The organism is Salmonella sp. SAL04157, from assembly GCF_046551635.1.
Classification (GTDB): domain Bacteria; phylum Pseudomonadota; class Gammaproteobacteria; order Enterobacterales; family Enterobacteriaceae; genus Salmonella; species Salmonella enterica.
Genome location: NZ_JBGDVS010000001.1, coordinates 512821 through 533252 on the forward strand (window position 1 = coordinate 512821; position 20432 = coordinate 533252).

The following is a 20432-nucleotide window of genomic DNA, read 5'->3' on the forward strand; positions in this document are numbered from 1 at the left end:
GTCCGCATACCGTAAGCCTGATAAGCGCAGCGTCATCAGGCGCTTTCTACGGTTCTGATTATCGTTTTCCGCTGTGCAACCAGAACGGCTGCTGGTTAATGGCCTCATTACGGAAATGTTCAATTTCAATACGTTGCCCGGTAATAATGGCGTGACGCAATCCCTGCCAGTTCTCCAGCCATGCCTGCGCGACCATCGCATCATAATACCCGGCCAGCAGTAAAACGCTGTCGATATCGCGAGTCAAACGCGGCAACTGGTCGCGATACTTATCACCCAGCGGTTGTCCAAAAACCTTCTTTAATTCAGCAGCATGACGAGAAAGATGAATGTCGGCGAAACGCTTAAAAGAATCGGCCATTTTGGCCTGCGCCTTCGCGTCCAGAAATGGCTGCCAGGCTTTCGTCACCAGCCATTCCGTCAATGCCAGTTTCGCCATCGCCGTTTGCGTACTATAAACGGCTGTGACGGCGGACACCGCGGATGTCATCGTCGCTTCCGCCTGGGTAAGTAGATCACGTAAGTGAGCGCTCGCTTTACGCGGAACAATGCCACCAAAGAGCATTAAGGCATGGCGCACCAACCCCATAGCATCCAGCACGTGTTCTTTCGCCGACTCGTCGCCGCGCAGCCAGAGCTCTTCATGGTACTGCCACTGTGACAACGCCAGATCCAGCGAGGCCTCCAGCCCTTGCTCTACCGTGGCTTTCGCGACGGTCCGCAGAATTGTCGTTGGTGTATTCTCTCGCGGCGCATTCCCCTGCGCCAGATGATAACCTCGCGCCGCCTTACTCAGACTGCCCTGACGCAAACCGGTTTGCGACAGCAGTTGCTTCGCCAGTTTTAACACGGCGCGCGTATCGCCGCGAAGCAACTCAAGCTCCAGCTCACAAATCGGTTCGGCAAACTCGCCCGCTTTTACGTCGCCGAGATCGAGCGCAATTTCAATCCTGCTGCCGTCAACGTCCAGACACCATTTTTCCCGGTAAAAATCGGTACTGAACAGCGGCTGTACGCTTGATGCCAGGCCGGCGGGCAGGTTACCATCCGGCCAGACCTCCGCCGGAAGTTGCGTCAGATCCAGCACGGGTTCGCTTAGCGCGACATTGTATTCGGGTCGCTGGTGCAGCCCGCCCGTTACCCGGCCGGCAATTTTCATGGTCATTTCATAGCGCCCATTTTCACCACGAATACGCAGCCCCATATCATGGCGGCGTAGCCAGTTATCAGGCGTTTCGAAGTAGATATTCAGCAACTGGCTGGGCGCATGATGCTCACCGCCGAGCGTATGAAGATGATTTCGCAGCGCATCTACGGCGTCGTGATTGACGATAAACTTTAATTCGATTTCCTGAGCCATGGCCTTGTACTTATGGGTTATGTCACATCTGGGAAGATTCTTGGCGAACTTACCCGCATTATTTTTGTCAGTAGATAGTATTTTGCGCCAAATTGCCATGCAACGAGCAATTTGACGGGCGTAAAAGTTTGACGTAGCGGCAAAGGCGACACAGATGATTCCGATTGATGTCGACTACTTTGCGTAGCGACACTGATGCCGTTACTATCGTTCCACTTTCTCTGACAATAACGACAGCCTGATGCCAAAATTACGCCTGATTGGACTAACTTTACTTGCGCTTAGCGCCACCGCCGTCTCTCATGCTGAAGAGACGCGTTACGTTTCTGATGAACTGAATACCTGGGTCCGCAGCGGTCCGGGAGATAATTATCGCCTTGTGGGTACCGTCAACGCCGGCGAGGAAGTCACGCTCTTACAGAGCGATGCCAACTATGGTCAAATCAAAGACAGTTCTGGTCGTACTGCCTGGATACCGTTAAAAGAACTGAATACCACGCCAAGCCTGCGTACCCGCGTGCCGGATCTGGAAAATCAGGTCAAAACGTTGACCGATAAACTCAACAATATTGATACCACGTGGAATCAGCGCACCGCCGATATGCAGCAGAAAGTGGCGCAAAGCGACAGCGTCATCAATGGGCTAAAAGAAGAGAACCAGAAGCTGAAAAACGAACTGATTGTCGCGCAGAAAAAAGTTAGCGCCGCGAATCTGCAACTGGATGACAAACAGCGCACCATTATTATGCAGTGGTTTATGTATGGCGGCGGCGTATTGGGTATTGGCTTGCTGTTAGGGCTGGTGCTGCCGCATATGATCCCAAGCCGTAAACGCAAAGACCGCTGGATGAACTAAATCGCCTTCTCTGCGGCACTGTCTTATCATTAGAGGATGATCGTTTTTAAAAGGAAAGTGGCGTGAAGATTTATCTGGTCGGTGGTGCGGTTCGGGATGCGTTGTTAGGGCTACCGGTTAAAGATAAAGATTGGGTCGTTGTCGGCGCCACGCCGCAGGAGATGCTTGATGCGGGCTACCAGCAGGTAGGCCGTGATTTTCCTGTGTTTCTCCATCCGCAAACTCACGAAGAATACGCGCTGGCGCGTACTGAGCGTAAATCCGGTTCCGGCTACACGGGCTTCACCTGTTATGCCGCGCCGGACGTTACCCTGGAAGCCGATCTCCAGCGTCGCGATCTGACCATTAATGCTCTGGCGCGCGACGATGACGGCCAGATTATCGACCCTTACCACGGGCGCCGGGATCTGGAGGCGCGTCTACTGCGCCATGTCTCTCCCGCGTTTGGCGAAGATCCCTTGCGCGTATTGCGCGTGGCGCGTTTTGCCGCCCGTTACGCTCATCTGAGTTTCCGTATCGCCGATGAAACACTGTCGCTAATGCGCGACATGACCGCGGCAGGCGAGCTGGAACATCTGACGCCGGAACGGGTATGGAAAGAGACGGAAAATGCGCTTACCACCCGCAATCCGCAGGTTTACTTCCAGGTATTGCGCGACTGCGGCGCCCTGCGCGTCCTGTTTCCGGAAATCGACGCCCTGTTTGGCGTACCCGCGCCGGCAAAGTGGCATCCGGAAATTGATACCGGAGTTCATACGCTGATGACGCTGTCGATGGCCGCTATGCTCAGTCCGCAGCTTGATGTCCGTTTCGCCACGCTTTGTCATGATCTGGGCAAAGGCTTAACGCCGAAAAACCTCTGGCCGCGCCATCATGGCCACGGCCCGGCGGGCGTGAAACTGGTCGAACAGTTATGCCAGCGTTTGCGCGTCCCCAATGACCTGCGTGATTTAGCTAAACTGGTCGCCGAATACCACGATCTGATCCACACCTTTCCGATACTCCAGCCGAAAACGATCGTTAAGCTGTTTGACGCCATTGATGCATGGCGTAAACCGCAGCGCGTCGAGCAGATTGCGCTGACCAGCGAGGCCGATGTCCGTGGACGTACCGGATTTGAAGCGTCGGATTACCCGCAGGGGCGCTGGCTGCGCGAAGCCTGGCAGGTGGCGCAGGCGGTACCGACGAAAGAGGTGGTGGAGGCCGGATTTAAGGGCATTGAGATTCGCGAGGAGCTGACAAAGCGACGAATTGCAGCGGTCGCCAACTGGAAAGAGAAGCGCTGCCCGAACCCCGCCAGCTAAACGCCATCCGGCACGATAAATTGCCTGATGGCGCTGCGCTTATCAGACCGACAAAACAGTTAGGCCGGACAAGGCGGTACGCCGCCATCCGGCAGGTCAATCATCAGAAGAAGACAACGTAAACGGCAGCCGCCACCACAAAGCGGTAAATCGCAAACGGAATAAACGAGATACGCTTAATCAGTTGCAGGAAGGTCTTGATGGCGATCAGCGCCACCACAAACGCCGTCACAAAGCCCACTGCGAACATCGGAATATCCGCTGCGGTCAGGAATGACCAACTTTTGTAGAGATCCAGAACCGTTGCGCCCATCATCATCGGCACAGCCAGTAAGAACGAGAACTCAGAGGCGGCGTAACGGCTGACGCCCATTAGCATCCCACCGGAAATGGTCGCTCCGGAACGCGAGAAGCCCGGCCACAGCGCCAGACACTGGAAACAGCCAATCATAAACGCCTGACGATACGTCATATCATCCAGCCCCGGCGCGCGCGGTTCTTTCGGCTTCAGGCACTCGGCGGCAATCAGCAACAGACCGCCTACCACCAGCGCGTACATCACGTTAATCGGGTTAAATAGCGACTTGATCGTGTCATGAAAGACTAACCCCAGCACCACCGCCGGAATCATGCCCAGCAGGATGTGAATCAACGTTAATCGACCTTTACTTTCACCTTCACGCTGTAGCGGGCGGCCAAAGTGAATACCGATGAGACCAAACAACCGCCGCCAGAACATCACCACGACCGCCAGAATAGATCCAAGTTGAATCACCACTTCGAATGTCTTGGCCGTATCGCCTTCAAACCCCAGCAGATGACCCACAATAATCATATGGCCCGTGCTGGATACCGGCAAAAACTCCGTCAATCCTTCGACCACACCCAAAATTGCCGCTATCAGCAGCGAGTGCATATCGCTCATCAATAAACCCCTAAAATGAAAAACACTGCAAAAATGGATCTCGCGTTAAGACCCCATATATAACCGTTTGGTTTAAAAAATATAAAATTATTTATTTTTATTTCAGATTATTGCCACGCTCAATAATTACCCCTACGTTCGCCGCGCGCGCGACGGCGCCAGGCTTGCTCAGTTTGATGCGAACCCACGGAGAATTAAATCGGCTAAGCAGCAGATCCGCCACCTCTTCCGCCACGCGCTCGACCAGAGCAAAACGCCCGCCTTCGACATGATTTATCACCGTGTCGGCGATATCCGCGTAACTTAGACAATCTGCGACATCATCGCTTTTCGCCGACTTACGGTTATCCCACGCCATTTCGATATCGAACACCAGTTTTTGCTCGATAGTCTGTTCCCAGTCGTAAACACCGATAGTGGTGATTACCGAAAGTTGCTCTATAAATACAATATCCATCACGACCTGCCTGCTTTTTGGCTAACCCGGATACCACTTCCGGCGAAATGTGCGTATTATCCACAGAAATAGTAAATAAAACGACACTTTCAATACGGAACAGCTTATGAGTGCAATCGCGCCTGGAATGATCCTCTTCGCGTACCTCTGCGGCTCAATTTCCAGTGCCATTCTGGTTTGCCGCATCGCCGGGCTGCCCGATCCGCGTGAAAGCGGCTCCGGCAACCCGGGCGCGACGAACGTATTACGAATCGGTGGCAAGGGAGCGGCTGTCGCGGTACTTATTTTTGACATCCTTAAAGGCATGTTGCCCGTCTGGGGCGCGTATGCGTTAGGCGTTACCCCTTTCTGGCTGGGGCTTATCGCTATCGCCGCCTGTCTGGGGCATATCTGGCCGGTCTTTTTTGGCTTTAAAGGTGGGAAAGGCGTAGCAACCGCATTTGGTGCCATTGCGCCCATCGGCTGGGATTTAACCGGCGTTATGGCTGGCACCTGGCTGCTGACGGTCCTGTTAAGCGGTTATTCATCGTTAGGGGCGATTGTCAGCGCCTTGATTGCGCCGTTTTACGTCTGGTGGTTTAAACCGCAGTTCACCTTCCCGGTATCGATGCTGTCATGTCTCATTTTGCTGCGCCATCATGACAACATCCAGCGTCTGTGGCGTCGCCAGGAGACGAAAATCTGGACGAAGCTGAAAAAGAAACGCCAGAAAGATTCGGAGTAGTTTTTTACGCTATGCCGTGCCTGCGCATCGCCGGATAAATAGCTCGGTGATAGGCGTACATATCGAATCCGCCGCGCGTCACTCTTCCACCATTGGCGTGGTTAGGCGCGATTTTCGGCCTGATTTTCCTGGTGCTGCTGATCGTCACCGGGCTGTTGTGGATGCCCGTCGTTTTGCTGTAAACCCGTTGGGGCGGCATGATGTCGCCCCCTTTTTCCGCTTTTACGCCGCCGGCAGCTCGGCCAGCGGCCAGCGCGGACGTACCGTTACGCCAAGATCCGCCGTAACGCCCGCCTTAAACCGCACCATTCCGGCATAGGCGATCATCGCCCCGTTGTCAGTACAAAACTCCGGACGCGCATAGAACACTTCGCCGCGGCGTTTTTGCATCATTTCGGCAAGCTTCGCGCGCAGCGTGCGGTTAGCGCTGACGCCCCCCGCCATGACCAGACGCTTAAAACCGGTGCTTTCCAGCGCGCGCTTGCACTTGATCATCAGCGTATCCACGACCGCATCTTCAAAAGCGCGCGCGATATCAGCGCGAGTTTGTTCGTCGTCGCCATTACTACGAATGGTGTTAGCGGCAAAGGTTTTCAGACCGGAAAAACTAAAATCCAGCCCCGGGCGATCGGTCATCGGGCGCGGAAAGACAAAACGTCCCGCCGTCCCCTGCGACGCCATTTTCGACAGCATCGGGCCGCCAGGATAATCCAGCCCCAACAATTTGGCGGTTTTATCAAACGCTTCACCGGCGGCATCGTCAATCGACTCTCCCAGCAGTTCGTACTGACCGATTCCGGTCACGCTAATGAGCTGCGTATGTCCGCCGGAGACCAGTAGCGCCACAAACGGGAAATCCGGAGGGTTATCTTCCAGCATCGGCGCCAGCAGATGACCTTCCATATGGTGTACAGGAATGGCCGGCACATTCCAGGCAAATGCCAGCGAACGCCCGACGGTTGCGCCGACCAGCAGCGCGCCGACCAGGCCCGGGCCTGCGGTATAGGCCACCGCGTCGATATCGCTCGCCGTCAAACCGGCTTCTTTTAATGCCGCCTGAATCAGCGGCACGGTTTTACGCACATGATCGCGGGAAGCCAGTTCAGGCACTACGCCGCCGTAGTCAGCATGTAATTTCACCTGACTATACAATTGGTTGGCTAACAGACCTTTTTTGTCGTCGTAAATAGCGATGCCGGTTTCATCGCAGGATGTTTCAATACCCAGTACACGCATGACTTGTTTTACCTCGCTCTAATACCGCGCAGTGTAGGTCGAATGCGGGTGGATGTATACCCTCAGTCCCGACTTCGTGTATACTCCCTCACCTTATAAAAGTCCCGTTCAAAAAAGGCCGCGGTGCTTTACAAAGCAGCAGCAATTGCAGTAAAATTCCGCACCATTTTGAAATAAGCTGGCGTTGATGCCAGCGGCAAACCGAATTAATCAAAGGTGAGAGGCACATGCCGGTAATTAAAGTACGTGAAAACGAGCCGTTCGACGTAGCTCTGCGTCGCTTCAAGCGTTCCTGCGAAAAAGCAGGTGTTCTGGCGGAAGTTCGTCGTCGTGAGTTCTATGAAAAACCGACGACCGAACGTAAGCGCGCTAAAGCTTCTGCAGTGAAACGTCACGCGAAGAAACTGGCTCGCGAAAACGCACGCCGTACTCGTCTGTACTAATCTTTTGAGAGCGGGCTGCTCTCAATTCAGATCGAGTTGTAGTTGTAAGGCCGTGCTTCCGAAAGGAATGCGCGGCTTGTTTTCGTTTATGCATTAGCATATACACAAAATCATTCATGCTGCGTCCAGGCGGCAAGAGAGCAAGTCCCCGGCGCTTACGCAAGTCAGCGACAGGGGTGAGCGAACGTAGTCAATACTGCGGCAGCCTGAAGAATGACGTGTATAAAAGGGGCATATGGCTGGACGAATCCCACGCGTATTCATTAATGACCTGCTGGCGAGAACCGATATCGTCGATCTGATCGACGTGCGCGTAAAACTCAAGAAACAGGGCAAGAACTATCACGCGTGTTGTCCATTCCATAATGAGAAAACCCCTTCTTTCACCGTAAACGGTGAAAAACAGTTTTATCACTGCTTTGGATGCGGCGCGCATGGCAATGCGATCGACTTTTTGATGAATTACGACAAGCTCGAATTTGTCGAAACCGTCGAAGAATTAGCGGCCATGCATAACCTGGAAATTCCCTATGAAGCAGGCACCGGGCTTAGCCAGATAGAGCGCCATCAACGGCAAAACCTCTATCAGTTGATGAATGGTCTGAATGACTTTTATCAGCAGTCGCTTACCCATCCTGCGGCAAAACCTGCGCGTGACTATCTGCAAAAGCGCGGTCTGAGCGCTGAAATTATTCAGCGTTTCGCCATTGGCTTCGCGCCGCCTGGTTGGGATAACGCGTTAAAGCGCTTCGGTAATAACAGCGATAACAAGGCATTGTTGCTGGATGCCGGAATGCTGGTCAATAACGAGCAGGGCAGCACTTACGATCGTTTCCGTAATCGGGTCATGTTCCCTATTCGGGACAAACGCGGCAGGGTGATTGGTTTTGGCGGTCGAGTTCTGGGGAACGACACGCCGAAATACCTTAACTCTCCGGAAACGAACATTTTCCATAAAGGCCGCCAGCTATATGGTCTTTATGAGGCTCAGCAATATAGTGCTGAACCGCAACGCTTGCTTGTGGTCGAAGGTTATATGGATGTCGTCGCACTAGCGCAATACGACATTAACTATGCGGTTGCTTCGCTGGGTACCTCAACCACGGCAGACCATATGCATATGTTATTCCGGGCGACGAACAACGTAATTTGCTGTTACGACGGCGACCGGGCTGGCCGTGATGCCGCCTGGAGAGCGCTGGAAACAGCAATGCCTTATATGACCGACGGTCGGCAGGTACGCTTTATGTTTTTACCTGACGGCGAAGACCCGGATACGCTGGTGCGTAAAGAAGGCAAGGCGGCTTTTGAAGCGCGGATGGAGCAGGCGCAGCCGCTCTCTACGTTTCTGTTTAATAGCCTCCTGCCGCAGGTGGATTTAAGCTCGCCGGATGGCAGCACGCAGTTAGCCGCGCTGGCGCTGCCGCTCATTAATCAGGTGCCTGGCGACGCGCACCGTATTCAGCTGCGCCAGACGTTGGGGCTGAAGTTAGGCATTTTCGATGATAGTCAGCTTGATCGTTTAGTGCCAAAACAGGCGGAAAGCGGCGTTTCCCGCCCGGCTCCACAGCTAAAACGCACGACCATGCGTATACTGATAGGATTACTGGTGCAAAATCCGGATCTCGCGCCGTTAGTGCCGCCCTTAGACGCGCTGGATCAGAATAAGCTGCCTGGACTTGGCTTATTTAAAGAATTGGTCAAAACTTGTTTGGCTCAGCCAGGTCTTACTACCGGACAACTTCTGGAACTCTACCGTGGCACAAATGATGCTGCGACCCTTGAAAAATTATCGATGTGGGACGATATAGCAGATAAGGCGATTGCCGAAAAGACCTTTACCGACTCACTCAACCATATGTTTGATTCGCTGCTGCAACTGCGACAAGAAGAGCTGATCGCTCGCGATCGCACTCACGGTTTAAGCAGCGAAGAACGCCGAGAGCTCTGGACGTTAAACCAGGAGCTGGCCAGAAAATGAATTTAACGGCTTAAATGCCGCATATCGATCGGGAAGCCCCCGACAGCCGCAGTGAGAGGCAGCGGCCAAAATATAAGTATGCCCTCGCTTTAAATGTCGACAGCTATACCGTCGACACCAATCAAACGAATAAGTGTGGATACCGTCTTATGGAGCAAAACCCGCAGTCACAGCTGAAACTTCTTGTCACCCGTGGTAAGGAGCAAGGCTATCTGACCTATGCTGAGGTCAATGACCATCTGCCGGAAGATATCGTCGATTCAGATCAAATTGAAGATATCATCCAAATGATCAACGACATGGGTATTCAGGTAATGGAAGAAGCGCCTGATGCCGATGATCTGCTGCTGGCTGAAAATACCACCAGCACCGATGAAGATGCGGAAGAAGCTGCTGCACAAGTTCTGTCCAGTGTTGAGTCTGAAATCGGTCGTACGACTGACCCGGTACGCATGTATATGCGTGAAATGGGCACTGTTGAACTGTTGACCCGGGAAGGCGAAATCGACATCGCTAAACGTATCGAAGACGGGATCAACCAGGTTCAATGCTCCGTTGCCGAATACCCGGAAGCCATTACCTATCTGCTGGAACAGTACGATCGCGTTGAGGCTGAAGAGGCTCGTTTGTCCGATCTTATCACCGGCTTTGTCGATCCGAACGCGGAAGAAGAGATGGCGCCGACCGCAACTCACGTCGGTTCTGAACTCTCCCAGGAAGACCTGGATGATGACGAAGACGAAGATGAAGAAGACGGCGACGATGACGCCGCCGATGACGACAACAGCATTGACCCTGAACTGGCACGCGAAAAATTCGCTGAGCTGCGCGCGCAATACGTCGTTACGCGCGACACCATCAAAGCGAAAGGCCGCAGCCATGCTGCCGCGCAGGAAGAGATTCTGAAGCTGTCTGAAGTGTTCAAACAGTTCCGTCTGGTACCGAAGCAATTCGACTATCTGGTCAACAGTATGCGCGTGATGATGGATCGCGTGCGTACTCAGGAACGTTTGATCATGAAGCTCTGCGTCGAGCAGTGCAAAATGCCGAAGAAGAACTTTATCACGCTGTTTACCGGTAACGAAACCAGCGAAACCTGGTTCAACGCCGCTATCGCGATGAACAAACCGTGGTCGGAAAAACTGCACGATGTCTCGGAAGAAGTGCAACGCTGCCTGCAAAAACTGCGGCAGATTGAAGAAGAGACCGGTCTGACCATCGAACAGGTGAAAGACATCAACCGTCGCATGTCCATCGGGGAAGCGAAAGCCCGCCGTGCGAAGAAAGAGATGGTTGAAGCGAACTTACGTCTGGTTATTTCTATCGCCAAGAAATACACCAACCGTGGCTTGCAGTTCCTTGACCTGATTCAGGAAGGCAACATCGGTCTGATGAAAGCGGTTGATAAATTTGAATACCGTCGTGGTTACAAGTTCTCCACCTACGCAACCTGGTGGATCCGTCAGGCGATCACCCGTTCTATCGCCGATCAGGCGCGCACCATCCGTATTCCGGTGCATATGATTGAGACCATCAACAAGCTCAACCGTATTTCTCGCCAGATGCTGCAAGAGATGGGCCGCGAGCCAACGCCGGAAGAGCTGGCTGAACGGATGCTGATGCCGGAAGATAAAATTCGTAAGGTGCTGAAGATTGCCAAAGAGCCTATCTCCATGGAAACGCCGATCGGCGACGATGAAGATTCGCATCTGGGTGATTTCATCGAGGATACCACCCTCGAGCTGCCGCTGGACTCTGCCACTACCGAGAGCCTGCGTGCCGCCACTCACGACGTTTTGGCTGGCCTGACCGCTCGTGAAGCGAAAGTGCTGCGTATGCGTTTCGGTATCGATATGAACACCGACCACACGCTGGAAGAAGTGGGTAAACAGTTCGATGTTACCCGCGAACGTATCCGTCAGATCGAAGCGAAGGCGCTGCGTAAACTGCGCCACCCGAGCCGTTCTGAAGTGCTGCGCAGCTTCCTCGACGATTAATTCGCCGCACACGTATAAACGCCGCCGCAAGGCGGCGTTTTTTTATCAGGTCATGCGCGAGCGCCCTATTTGGCCTGCAGAATTTCTACACAGCGCGAGTATTCGCGCCCTCATTCCCCATTGCTATAGCCCACGCATAATGAGCGCTTGATCCAGTTCGCGATAGGCCTCGACCAGTTTTTCCGTTTTAATTCGGTTTAAGCCGCTGGGATTCGGCAACACCCACACCATCGTCGCGCCAATGGCGATATTTTGTTTACCCCAGGCGATACCGCGCTGGCTGAATCCCTGTTCAAAAGCCTGTTTACCAAGCACCGCCAGCGCCGCGGGCTGATAGTCCTCTATCTTTTCAATCAGGTTGCGTCCGCCGCTACGTAATTCATGCAACTTCACCTCAGTCGCTTGTACCGTCGGTCGGTCGACGAGTTTCGTTACCCCGCAGCGAAAATCCAGTAATTTTTCCGCCTCTTCCGGTTTCAACTGTCGATCGGTGAAACCGGCCAAATGAATAACTTTCCAAAAACGATTCGCGGGATGCGCAAACGGAAAGCCGGTATTCGCCGAGGAGAGTCCCGGATTGATGCCGCAAAAAACCACCCGTAGCCCTGGCGCCAGTATGTCCTTAACCATTATTACTCCTGAGCAATACAACGTACTTTAAGTATAACGGGTTGAAAACACATTGTTTATAAAAACAGCACCCGCACGGTTACGGCTGGATTACAGCGTAAAGTTACATTATAATCCACCGCCACGGCCCCTTAGCTCAGTGGTTAGAGCAGGCGACTCATAATCGCTTGGTCGCTGGTTCAAGTCCAGCAGGGGCCACCAAATTTTAGCCTTAAAATCATATAATTAAGCCACTCTAAAGAGTGGCTTTTTTGTTATCTCGAGAGTTAGTGCCCCCTTTTTGTCCCCTCAAGAACCAAATATGCCTACCTAATTGACCTGAACCAGGCTAGTTCAAATGTAAAAATTAGACGCTAAAAGAGATTTACCTCGAAGCTGTAACGCTATTTTTTTGAAAAAAATTTGTAGCGAACAATTTTGAGCAAAACTCGTAAAGTAAAAAGTAACTCACGGAAGGGATATAAAACTTAGTTTTTGTAGAAAATGGGGCGTTGACAAGGTTTGCGTAACAGTAGAAAGCAAAAAGCCTAGAAGATGTCCTCTAGGCTTTACATTTACACTACAGGTTGGAACTCTTCCTGGAGAATCATCTGATCAAGGAAAGCTCTCGACACTTCCCCGACTACTTTACAAAGAAGCCTATAATTATGAGGGGCATCGTCACTGATACGTTCCACACTTAAACTAATCGATGTATCGTTATCAAGAAGCATTCTCTTGATATCACTGGCAAAATAACGAGGGCAGTATCCTACAATTTCTGCTGGGTTATCTGCCCTAATGAGCACAGCAGCCTTATCATAGCCATTTTGTACATCTAGGCATAGGCGTAGGCTATCCCCTGGATTCAGGCTAGATACGCGTTCATTAGCGGAATGAGACATGTACCTTAACCCGTGCGCAAAAAAGAAATGTTCAAAATATCCGTCACTACCAATTTCGATGCGCTTAAACATTTGCAGTTGGTCAGTGCTACGCATACCGCCAGAGCGAGCCAGGATCTCAATTGGTTCCGCACCCGCCCCATCCAATCCTAGCCAATGGATGAATTTTGGATACTCAGGCCGTTTTGGTGACAGAAGTCTGTTTTTGAATAATGGGAATAATTCCTCAGAAACATAAGTTTCGCTAAAATCATTCATACCACTAAACTTTGTGAACTTTGAAGAAGTTAAAGCACCTTTAGTGTAGTTGAAGACATATTCAGCATTACGCGCCTGTAAATTTCCCACGACATGCCAATCATGGGTATCAGGAGCCTGCCATGCAACATATACGGAGTCATTACGATTCATCTTCAAGTAACCTTCTTCTATTTTCTAAAACCATTTCAATTGCAAAAGTTCGAGAAACTTCGCTAATGCAATCTGCTGGTACATCATTGAATACGCGAACAATATCCTCATGAGTTAAGGCGTTTAACCGGCCTAACCAGTACTCTCTCGCCCTTGGTCTGTCTTCTATAGCATGACTAAACGCTTCAACTGTTAACAGCGGTTTCCTATCTGTCTTAAGTTTAAAAAGCTCTGAACGAGCTTTTCCCACGAAAGTAGGGATTTGCCGATTACGATCTTTAGTTGTAAGACGTTCCGCCTTTTCAACATCCCTCATTTCACGACCAAGGCTAGCTGCATGATCATACGTTGGGCACAACATTCTCTCACCAGTTTCATTGTTTAGCATAATCGCCCAATTTTCATGATGACGATCTTGATTGCTAATCAATGCATCAAGCAACAAGTAACCGCAAAAAACATCTCCCGCGTTTAAATCTTTTAAATCATAGTCACTTACAGGAGGAAGGATTTTTTCATTATCATTATCAAGACATCCTAATACACGAGTAACTGTGTGTTCCTTAACCCTCACGGCACTCTGGCCGGGCGGTAACGGCTGGGGATAATCCACTGTTGTAGTGTGAAGAACCTCATTCCCCATAACCATACGGTATCCAGGAGGGATCATATTAGGTGAAATCACACCGTAACGCCCATCAGTCAGAGCTAACTCATACTCTGCATGAGGGATTCCTAGCAGATGACAAAGCTCAGCTGCACATTTTTCAGACCAATGTTCGCCAGTCCCAGCCCTTGAGAACTTGAAAAGCCACAATCTTGGTTCCGTATCCATATATGAAAACCAGAATTTTTCCTTCGTCCCGAGTTGCTCAAGATCGCTGGCTACAGGAGCTAGGCGTTCTAACCGATACTGAGCCATTAATCTTCCCTGTATGAGATACAAAAAGTTTGAATCATTGTACTCAAGCTGCTCAGGGTTACGCCACAACTTGTAATAAACAGTATCATGACACTGTAATTATATCCAGTTAATTACTATCTATTGTTGTGATAATGATTACCAATTTCATATAATTATACATAGTTAAATTTCAGTTTTTCAGAGCCCATCAAAAAACACTTTAATAAATAATAAGTTATATACCAATGACCTTATTTCAATCCTACAAAGTGTTCTCCATCTTTCACATAAATAAATTAAACCCCTTTGTTTTCAGAGGGATGAATAGCTGGAATGATTGTTCAGCGATCCTTAAAACTGAAACACACTGAAATTCCTTTCAATCTTTTCAGTTTCCAGCCTCCGCAAATCTGCCAGTACTGGTGCGGACTGGCGATATGATTTGAAGAAAAATCCAACTGAAAAATTTAATCGTTCCAGAAACCGCAGGCGGGTGCGGTGTAGCGCCGTTTTTGTCTGCGAAAGATTTATTTTGTCAGCGTGTGGCGTCGTCAGCGTAACGTGACAGCACAGATCCTTTTGTGGTGTTGCGCGGTAGTGGTCAGATAAAAGAAGCGCTTAGAATGCGTCAGGTGACGCCTGATGAAGGGTGTAAAAAAACCCGCATTATGCGGGCTGAAAAGAGAGAATCAGGCGATGATGTTCTGGTACTTGCTCCGGGTCTGCCCGGCCTTTACTGCTGTCTGGTTGAATGCTCCGGCATTGGTCGGCGTACCAACACTGGGGTGTGAATGGCTCGCGCACTGCTGCGCCAGCTCTGCCAGTAAATCAATGGTGACCAGCATCATAGTTAGCGTATTTACGCCCTCACTACCGATATGCACGGTTGGCCCCATAATCTGCTGACCGCCCGCCGCCACAGATTTACGTAATGCGGCAATCTTTTCTGTCAGGGTTCCCCCCACATCAACATTCATGGCGCCGGCCACTTTCGTGGACAGCTGCCCGGCGATTTCGGTTTCTTCATTTCCTGTAATACTGGCCAGCCGGTTTCCTTTTACCGCCTGGCTGAAGTCGCCAGCACTGACCTGCTGTATGGCTCCGGCCATCAGCGTGGCGGTACCCAGTACTGTGATTTTATCCGTGGCTTTCACCGTGGTTTCACGGCTGACCAGTTCTCGTCGTTCCGTGTCGGCTTTCACCGTCCGCGCCATCGATGTTTCACTGATGGTCTGATCCGTCTGGCGTACCCAGTCTCCTGCCTGTGTCATGCGTTGCGAGACTTCCGCTCGCTGCTGTTGCAGCTGTTCGCCGGGCTTAATGTCCGGCAGACTGGTGCCATCCGGCAGCGTCTGCCTGATAAAGGGCTTGTCCGGTCTGCCGCCCGTAAACGCCACTTCTACCAGCGTTCCTTCCGGTGGAAACTGGAACATTCCCGAATCGTTACCGGCCATTGGCACTGGCAGCGGTACGGCGGAATACACCGGCGTCTGGTTGTCCGGGTTGCCGTCCGCGTCAAGCAGCTGCACGTCAACAGCGTACCGTGGCCGGAACGGGTCGGCAAAATTACCGCTTTTTACGGCCTCGCTGGGTGCCACCACCCTGGCCAGTTTGGGCAGGTGAAGACCTGAAGCCAATTCCGGATAATGGCTTTCTATCTGACGCTGCGCCGGTGTTTTCTGCAATGGCTGACCTGTGGCGCGGTTCCGTGGTGTCCACGTGATGGTCATTGTGTCATTAGTCAGATGAACTTTGGTCACGCGTTCCCCGTTCACGTCCACGCCCGGACGAAGACTCTGGATCACCGGCAATGTCATGGAATTACCGCCCGCCGTTCCCTGGCTGAACTCTGCCGGGATTTCTACCGGGCGTCCGGCAAACAGCGCCTTTTCTGCGCCGCCGACATACAGCGAACCATCCGGCAATGGATACCAGATGTAATCCGTGATACTGAATGCCCTGCCCAGGTTATTCAGCAGCTGGTATCCCGTCCCGTTATGGGTGAAATGGGGGTTCGGTTTATCACTGTACGGCACATCCGGTACCGCAATGCTGATCCCGCTGTTTTCCTCCAGCCATCCGGCCACATCGCGCAGTGTCGGATGCTGGAATGAGCATGGCCACATCCGTTCAAATACGCCAGCCAGCTCGCGGACGAACAGACGCTGATAGCATCGCGAGCGCGATCCAGAATTTGTGTACGGCGGGCGGCGGTCATATGACCAGTTGATACGGCTTCCCCAGCAATTGCGCCCACACAGGCTGTGGCGCTCAGTGCACACAGCTGCATGTTGCCTTCTGTGGCATTGTTCACAGGCACGGATGGAAGGCAGTTAATTTGCCCCAGCATCCCATCCAGTAAACGCGCATCTTCGGTGTAATCGTAATAGCTAAAAGCTCGTTACAGGTTAAACGGTGCGGCTGTGCTGGGTTCAGTTTGTTACGCAGGATCTGTGGTTTCATACCAACGGCAGCGGCCACATCTTCCAGATTGTGCTCAATTGCAAATGCTCGGCAAGCCGCATTAAAGTGCGCATGTTTAGAGGTCTGGTAATCAAACATTGTTTGCCTCACTCTAATCCGTAGGATGAATTACGCGTTAACCGAAATATTGCATTCGCTTAACGCTTGCACCGTTAACGCAGCCATATTGATTTCAACGCGTGCACGAGGCTTATCACCTTTTCCACGGATAGGCAGACGGCCATCACGTACCATGTCACGAGCCGTCCCCATAGGCGTACCAGTAATGCGGCAATACTCATCAATCGGGAGGTAAGGGGTAGGGATGGTGATTGTAATGTTAGGACGCATAAGGCAAACTCCTTTGTTCAGTTGAGCGCGGCAACACTCATCAGCATTCGATTAAAACTAAATCATGGAGAGGCTTTAATTCGACTAAATAGAGAAATAAATAAATTTTCGCTTTAGTCGAAAGTTGTGTACTTATGAGCAAATTCCCCTTTGACCAAATAGGGCACAGCAGCGAAGTACTTGATCGCGTAGTTGAAGCGTATGGTTTTACATCTAAGCTTCAACTAGCCGATCACTTCGACATGGCTTCGAGTAGCCTTTCAGCAAGATTCAAAAGAGGTATTTTTCCTGCAGATATGGTTGTTCGTTGCGTTGCAGAGACAGGGGCTTCCTTAGAATGGCTATCGACGGGACAAGGGAAAAAGTTTGAGGATGCCGAACTGGATATCATGAAATTCCCCAGCCAAAAACTAGTTGATGGCCAACTTTATGACTCCGGCTATGTGATGTTTGACAAAGTATTTTTCCGCGCTGGCGCGCCACTACCGGCAGCTCCTATTTGTGTCCAGGACGAAAAGGCCCAATTTATCCTCGATCAGAAGTTTGCAGAAGTTTTCGGCGGCGAATGGCTGGTAAACATTGAGGGTAAAACCAGCATCAGAACGCTCACACGTATCCCGATTAAAAAAGTGCGTGTTAGTGGTGTTGGTATGGCATTTGACTGCGCACTTGATGATATTAATGTAATAGGTCGTGTGGTTTTAATTATTTCAGAAGGGAATTGACATGAGCACCTCTCAAAAAAAAATAACTAGAAATAATGATGAAGTACCTCAGGAAGCAGTAGAAAAAGAGAAGACGTGCTTTGCTATTATGCCTATTGCCGATCATCCTGATTATGACAATGGTCATTTTGGTCGGGTTTATAACCACCTAATAAAACCCGCATGTGAGAAAGCAGGCTTCAAAGTAGTAAGGGCAGATGACGCCAAAGCCTCGCACATGATTATGTTTGATATTTTAAAAAACATAGTCGAATGCGACATGGCTATTTGTGATTTAAGTTCTAAAAATGCCAATGTGTTCTACGAATTAGGACTTAGACAAGCATTCAACAAAAAAACAATTCTCATCACAGATGGACGAACTAATACACCGTTTGATATAACTGGTTTTCGTTACGTAAAATACGATCATACTTTACGTGTCGACAGTGTAATGAATGATATTGATGAAATAGCAGCAATGCTTATGGAAACAGATGAAGCAACCGAAGATGACGTTAATTCAATTGTGAAATTATTAAAAATTCAACCAGCCAATGTTGAACATTTGCAACTTAATGAGAAAGACAGCCTCATATTTGAAATGATAAAAAGACTTGACGAAAAGATGTCAAGAATAGAGTCATTACAGAAAAACAAAAAATTAGACAATCAACTTATGAACTCTTGGACTAGAAAGATTCTGAGTCAATCTGAGAATAAAAATTGTTCCAACTCTTTACTACAAGCAGTTGATGATTATCTTGAAGAGAAATCTAAAGATACGATAAACATTATTTATACTCATACGAAAAAAGATGATGATAATTCATAGTTAAGGTATTAGTGGTGTCAATCCGAAAACAATTAGATGGGAAATGGTTACTGGACTTCTACCCAGAAGGAAAACCAAAAGGTAAACCCAGCAAGCGAATTCGTAAGACATTCACTACGAAAGGCGAAGCGCAAGCCTACGAAAATCACATCATGGAGAATATCCATGTAAAACCGTGGCTGGATGGAAAAGAAGATCCCCGCAAACTGCGTGAACTCGTGCAGCAATGGTACAACGAGCACGGCGTGACATTAGACGATGGTGAGAAGCGTAAAAGCGCAATGGAGTTTGCCTGTGAAAGCATGGGCGATCCACTGGCTCATGAATTTGATGCCACCATGTTTTCTCTGTATCGCAAAAAACGCCTGTCCGGTGAGATATCCCGCACATCACGCGTCAAACAGGTTTCCCCTAGAACAATGAATCTTGAGCTGGCGTATTTCCGGGCGGTATTTAATGAGCTGAAGCGCCTCGGCCACTGGAAACTAGATAACCCCCTAACTAACATTCGTCCCTTCAAATCTGAGGAAGCCGAATTAGCCTACCTTGAAGATGAAGAGATCGCTCGCTTGTTAGAAGAATGTATGAAAAGCAGGAATGAAAGCACGTACTGGGTGGCTTGCTTGTGCCTGGCTACAGGGGCTCGCTGGGATGAAGCTGAATCAGTTACAACTAAACAAATCAAAAACCTGAAAGTCAGCTTTTTCAAAACGAAAGGGAACAGAAACAGAACTGTGCCTATCAGCCAAGAATTTTATGACGCACTACCAAAACCGGCAAAGCTTGGGCGATTCTTCAAATCTTGTTATTCAGCATTTCGTAAAGCTGTCGAACGTGCCGATTTGAACTTACCAGATGGCCAACTTTCGCACGTTCTGCGCCACACTTTTGCGTCACATTTTATGATGAATGGCGGAAACATCCTCGTTCTTAAAAGTATATTAGGGCACACAGATATTAAAATGACCATGAGATACTCCCATTTCTCCCCTGTTCATCTTGACGAAGCATTAAGATTCAATCCTCTTTCCGGAGTATTTAAGAATGAAAACAAATAAAAAAAACAATACCTTTTTTAATTTCCCTTGCAATTATTATTATATCATTAACTCCATTGGCTGTTTATTTTTATCATTTTCACGGTGAACTTTCTAATAATCAAGCTAATTGGTCAAGCCTAGGTTCATTTTTAAGCGGGACGAGTGGCACACTTTTGTCAGCATGTAGCATATTTGCGTTAATATATACACTTCATATCACACTTAAAAACAATGAAAAAACACATAACCTAACAATGGAGTCAATCAAAAACAACGAGCGGCAAATAAAAAACATGGAGAAAGAATTTTCTTTAAAGCTGTTTGAGAGTTATATCGACGCATTCAATTCCATACTTGAGAGGAAAATATATGCTATAAACAAAAAAAAACATAGTTCCCCAGGAGGATTTCATTAAAGAAGCTTACAGAAGATTGCTAAATGATTTATGGTCAATGCTGAGTAACACTATTCCGGAAAATAGAAGAGGATTTGATTTTCATCGACCGGCTATTGTTTTATCAGAAATGAAGATAAGTTTTAAAGACGAATTCAAACATTTTTTGTATCTTATCGACACTTTAGACAAAACTACCGATGAAGAAACCTATAGTTTAATGTTACGGATGTATCATACAAAAATTAATGAAGATATTCTCTTTTTTATCTCATGCTATACGAATACAAACATGACTCAGTTCCGTTATATTTTTGAACGCCAAGACAGAAAAATACTATTTCTTTCTCATCGGGCGGCGGAGGTCATTACTCGCGCTAACGACCTAGTCAAAGAAGGTAAAACCCCTTGGGATGATGCCACTGATTTTTGACCCTTTTTTGTCCCCTCAAAACTCAAATACTCAATAAACTTGGATAACATTCGTCATCCAAGTTTATGATTTGACTATAACTTATTGATTTTTATAGGT

19 protein-coding genes, 1 tRNA gene and 3 pseudogenes are annotated in these 20432 nt (G+C 49.5%); 12 read left to right on the top strand and 11 right to left on the bottom strand.

The window, feature by feature from the left end; translation table 11 throughout:
- Window positions 1–58 precede the first annotated feature (58 nt).
- Window positions 59–1360 carry an inorganic triphosphatase gene (locus tag ACLJRE_RS02495; RefSeq protein WP_000046232.1) on the bottom strand — a complete coding sequence of 434 codons (1302 nt, stop codon included), beginning with the start codon at window positions 1358–1360 and terminating at the stop codon, window positions 59–61.
- A gap of 241 nt (window positions 1361–1601) precedes the next feature.
- Between ACLJRE_RS02495 and ACLJRE_RS02500 the strand changes: the two genes are divergently transcribed.
- The 3 genes and pseudogenes from ACLJRE_RS02500 to ACLJRE_RS02510 all read left to right on the top strand — a co-directional run.
- The gene (locus ACLJRE_RS02500) at window positions 1602–2216 is read left to right on the top strand and encodes a TIGR04211 family SH3 domain-containing protein (RefSeq protein WP_001125344.1); all 615 of its coding nucleotides are present in this window, start codon (window positions 1602–1604) and stop codon (window positions 2214–2216) included.
- A 62-nt stretch (window positions 2217–2278) separates the two neighbouring features.
- Window positions 2279–3520 (top strand): multifunctional CCA addition/repair protein, encoded by a 1242-nt coding sequence (locus ACLJRE_RS02505; RefSeq protein WP_000708454.1) that lies wholly within the window; start codon window positions 2279–2281, stop codon window positions 3518–3520.
- Window positions 3521–3540: 20 nt separating this feature from the next.
- Window positions 3541–3625: pseudogene (locus ACLJRE_RS02510) on the top strand (hypothetical protein); the annotation flags it as partial.
- Here the strand turns inward: ACLJRE_RS02510 and bacA are convergent.
- A complete protein-coding gene (gene bacA / locus ACLJRE_RS02515) occupies window positions 3624–4445 on the bottom strand; it encodes an undecaprenyl-diphosphate phosphatase (RefSeq protein ID WP_001281933.1) in 822 nt (273 codons plus the stop codon). The pseudogene ACLJRE_RS02510 and the gene bacA sit on opposite strands and share 2 nt — an antisense overlap.
- 97 nt (window positions 4446–4542) lie before the next feature.
- Window positions 4543–4902 carry a bifunctional dihydroneopterin aldolase/7,8-dihydroneopterin epimerase gene (folB, locus tag ACLJRE_RS02520; RefSeq protein ID WP_000355776.1) on the bottom strand — a complete coding sequence of 120 codons (360 nt, stop codon included), beginning with the start codon at window positions 4900–4902 and terminating at the stop codon, window positions 4543–4545.
- 106 nt (window positions 4903–5008) lie between these two features.
- Here folB and plsY point away from each other — a divergent pair, with 106 nt between their 5' ends.
- Window positions 5009–5626, top strand: a complete 618-nt coding sequence (gene plsY / locus ACLJRE_RS02525) for a glycerol-3-phosphate 1-O-acyltransferase PlsY (protein WP_001272785.1) — start codon at window positions 5009–5011, stop codon at window positions 5624–5626.
- A 4-nt stretch (window positions 5627–5630) separates the two neighbouring features.
- Here the strand turns inward: plsY and ACLJRE_RS02530 are convergent, their stop codons facing one another.
- Window positions 5631–5825 (bottom strand): hypothetical protein, encoded by a 195-nt coding sequence (locus ACLJRE_RS02530; protein WP_001135053.1) that lies wholly within the window; start codon window positions 5823–5825, stop codon window positions 5631–5633.
- Between the two features lie 23 nt (window positions 5826–5848).
- Window positions 5849–6862: a tRNA (adenosine(37)-N6)-threonylcarbamoyltransferase complex transferase subunit TsaD gene (gene tsaD / locus ACLJRE_RS02535; RefSeq protein ID WP_001264389.1), complete on the bottom strand. Its 1014-nt coding sequence runs from the start codon at window positions 6860–6862 to the stop codon at window positions 5849–5851.
- Between the two features lie 227 nt (window positions 6863–7089).
- Between tsaD and rpsU the strand changes: the two genes are divergently transcribed.
- From rpsU to rpoD, 3 genes are all read left to right on the top strand, one after another.
- Window positions 7090–7305: a 30S ribosomal protein S21 gene (gene rpsU / locus ACLJRE_RS02540; protein WP_001144069.1), complete on the top strand. Its 216-nt coding sequence runs from the start codon at window positions 7090–7092 to the stop codon at window positions 7303–7305.
- A 235-nt stretch (window positions 7306–7540) separates the two neighbouring features.
- Window positions 7541–9286, top strand: coding sequence for a DNA primase (gene dnaG / locus ACLJRE_RS02545; RefSeq protein ID WP_000918870.1), 1746 nt, complete (start codon window positions 7541–7543; stop codon window positions 9284–9286).
- A gap of 14 nt (window positions 9287–9300) precedes the next feature.
- The gene (gene rpoD, locus ACLJRE_RS02550; RefSeq protein WP_001120162.1) at window positions 9301–11283 is read left to right on the top strand and encodes an RNA polymerase sigma factor RpoD; all 1983 of its coding nucleotides are present in this window, start codon (window positions 9301–9303) and stop codon (window positions 11281–11283) included.
- A 123-nt stretch (window positions 11284–11406) separates the two neighbouring features.
- Here rpoD and mug read toward each other — a convergent pair whose 3' ends face one another.
- Window positions 11407–11913, bottom strand: coding sequence for a G/U mismatch-specific DNA glycosylase (gene mug / locus ACLJRE_RS02555; protein ID WP_000237779.1), 507 nt, complete (start codon window positions 11911–11913; stop codon window positions 11407–11409).
- A 125-nt stretch (window positions 11914–12038) separates the two neighbouring features.
- Between mug and ACLJRE_RS02560 the strand changes: the two genes are divergently transcribed.
- A tRNA-Ile gene (locus tag ACLJRE_RS02560) sits at window positions 12039–12114 on the top strand.
- Between the two features lie 353 nt (window positions 12115–12467).
- Here the strand turns inward: ACLJRE_RS02560 and ACLJRE_RS02565 are convergent.
- From ACLJRE_RS02565 to ACLJRE_RS02585, 5 genes and pseudogenes are all read right to left on the bottom strand, one after another.
- Window positions 12468–13208: an HIRAN domain-containing protein gene (locus ACLJRE_RS02565; RefSeq protein WP_023136698.1), complete on the bottom strand. Its 741-nt coding sequence runs from the start codon at window positions 13206–13208 to the stop codon at window positions 12468–12470.
- A complete protein-coding gene (locus tag ACLJRE_RS02570) occupies window positions 13198–14130 on the bottom strand; it encodes a HipA domain-containing protein (protein ID WP_023136699.1) in 933 nt (310 codons plus the stop codon). Before ACLJRE_RS02570 ends, ACLJRE_RS02565 begins: the two co-directional genes overlap by 11 nt.
- Before the next feature lie 671 nt (window positions 14131–14801).
- Window positions 14802–16283 (bottom strand): annotated as a pseudogene (locus ACLJRE_RS02575) (hypothetical protein); the annotation flags it as partial.
- Window positions 16247–16674 (bottom strand): annotated as a pseudogene (locus tag ACLJRE_RS02580) (phage regulatory CII family protein); the annotation flags it as partial. The pseudogenes ACLJRE_RS02575 and ACLJRE_RS02580, both read right to left, overlap by 37 nt.
- A gap of 30 nt (window positions 16675–16704) precedes the next feature.
- Window positions 16705–16926 (bottom strand): hypothetical protein, encoded by a 222-nt coding sequence (locus ACLJRE_RS02585; RefSeq protein WP_023136702.1) that lies wholly within the window; start codon window positions 16924–16926, stop codon window positions 16705–16707.
- A gap of 134 nt (window positions 16927–17060) precedes the next feature.
- Here ACLJRE_RS02585 and ACLJRE_RS02590 point away from each other — a divergent pair, with 134 nt between their 5' ends.
- The 4 genes from ACLJRE_RS02590 to ACLJRE_RS02605 all read left to right on the top strand — a co-directional run bounded on the left by ACLJRE_RS02590 (window position 17061) and on the right by ACLJRE_RS02605 (window position 20333).
- A complete protein-coding gene (locus ACLJRE_RS02590; RefSeq protein ID WP_023212686.1) occupies window positions 17061–17651 on the top strand; it encodes a phage repressor protein CI in 591 nt (196 codons plus the stop codon).
- A 1-nt stretch (window position 17652) separates the two neighbouring features.
- Window positions 17653–18465: a hypothetical protein gene (locus tag ACLJRE_RS02595; RefSeq protein WP_023212685.1), complete on the top strand. Its 813-nt coding sequence runs from the start codon at window positions 17653–17655 to the stop codon at window positions 18463–18465.
- Between the two features lie 14 nt (window positions 18466–18479).
- Entirely contained in the window at window positions 18480–19523 is a 1044-nt protein-coding gene (locus ACLJRE_RS02600) for a tyrosine-type recombinase/integrase (protein WP_023136705.1), read from the top strand.
- Between the two features lie 435 nt (window positions 19524–19958).
- Window positions 19959–20333, top strand: coding sequence for a hypothetical protein (locus ACLJRE_RS02605; protein ID WP_053296622.1), 375 nt, complete (start codon window positions 19959–19961; stop codon window positions 20331–20333).
- Window positions 20334–20432 lie beyond the last annotated feature (99 nt).